The organism is Sphaerisporangium sp. NPDC049002, from assembly GCF_040649355.1.
Taxonomy (GTDB): domain Bacteria; phylum Actinomycetota; class Actinomycetes; order Streptosporangiales; family Streptosporangiaceae; genus Sphaerisporangium.
Map to the genome: position 1 here is coordinate 1 of NZ_JBEZFH010000438.1, position 1,601 is coordinate 1,601.

General features: G+C 69.3%; 1 protein-coding gene. It reads right to left on the bottom strand.

Annotated elements, in window-relative coordinates:
* Positions 1 to 55: 55 nt before the first annotated feature.
* A partial coding sequence (locus tag AB0B89_RS36345; RefSeq protein ID WP_358562312.1) for an ABC transporter substrate-binding protein occupies positions 56 to 1,601 on the bottom strand: 1,546 nt, incomplete at its 5' end.

Here is a 1,601-nt window from a genome sequence, read left to right on the forward strand (position 1 = left end):
GACGTCGAGCCCGGCACGCCCGACCCGAACTTCGCCGAGGGCCGGATCCGCTCCATCAAGGACAACACGCTCTTCGTCCTCGGGCCGCACCGAGGCTCGCCGCCCAGGGGTAGTACAGGTAGACGAACGACGCGGGTACGCCGGTCACGCGCTTGTTGAGGAACAGCCGGACCGCCGGCGCCGCGATCGGGATCCACGGGGTCTGCTCCATGACCTTCGCCTGGAGGCTCGCGACGAGCTTGGCCCGCGCCGTGTCGTCCGACGCGGTGGCCGCCTGCTCGATGAGGCCCTGCGTCTCCGCGTCGTCGTAGCCGTTGAAGTTCTGCGATCCGCCCTTGGCCGCGATCGTGCGCAGGAAGGCGAGCGGGTCGGGGATGTCCATGTAGTTGGTCGTCATGAAGCCGTCGTAACCGGCGCGCGCCTTGGCGTCGGAGAAGAAGGCGCCGTACTGCGCGCTCGGCACCCCCTTGGGCTGGATGGTCAGGCCCAGCTCGCGCGCGGCGTTGGACATCTCCGACAGGATGTCGGCGTAGAACTGGCGCTCGCTCGGGTAGGCGATGGTGATCGGCGCGCTGCCGGGCGTGACTCCCGCCAGGGCCTTCTTCGCCTCGTCGAGGTTCTTCTTGGTGTCCGGCAGGGCGTCGTACGCGGGCCCGAACACGTCGTCGCCGTACGTCCACCCGCCCCGCGGCACGAGCGAGCGGGACGCCCGCGCGGTGCCGGCGAACACGGTCTGGGCGATCGCCTCGCGGTCGGTGGCGAACGCCAGCGCCCGGCGGACCGCGGGGTCGCCGAGCGGCCCGTTGCCGGTGCTGATGACGGCCACCATCTGCAGGGACCTGCCGAGGTACAGCTTGCCGTTCTGCGAGGCCGTGAGCCGGCCCACCGCCCCGACGGGAACGTCGTACGAGCCGTCGATGGCTCCGGTGTCGAGCGCGCTCGCGATCGCGCCGGGATCCACGATGAACTGCAGGTCGAGCCGCTTGGTCTTGGCCTTGCGCTGCGCGTCCCAATAGTCGTCGTTGCGCTCCAGAGAGATCTTGGAGCCCTTCTCCCACGAAGAGAGCTTGAAGGGCCCGGTACACATGACCGACCCCTCCGGCGTGCCGTACTTGGCGCCCGCCTTCTCGCGCTGATCGCGCTGGACCACCACGCCGACGGGCGTGACCATGTACGAGTTGATCGTCGCGTCCGCCTTCTTCAGCCGGATCGTGACCTGGTTGTCGCCGGTCTTGTCGATGGACGCGATGTTGCCCGTGATCTGGTCCGACGCCCAGTAGCTGCCCTCCTTGGGGTCGAGGTGGCGGCGGAGGCTGAACACCACGTCGTCGGCCGTCATGGGCCGGCCGTCCCAGAAGCGCACGCCCTGGCGCAGGGTGTACACCAGGGTCGTGGGATCGGGGGTCTCGACCTTCTCCGCCAGGTTCGGCTTGACCGAGTAGTCGGGGTCCAGGCGCATCAGGCCCTCGCACAGGTTCGCGACGACCGTGTTCTCGGGGTAGTTGAACGCCTTGATCGGATCGAGCGACGCGGGCTCGCCGAAGGGCAGGTTCCAGCTGGCCTTGTCCAGTTCCCCCTGGGCGGCGGGGGTCGCGACGAGG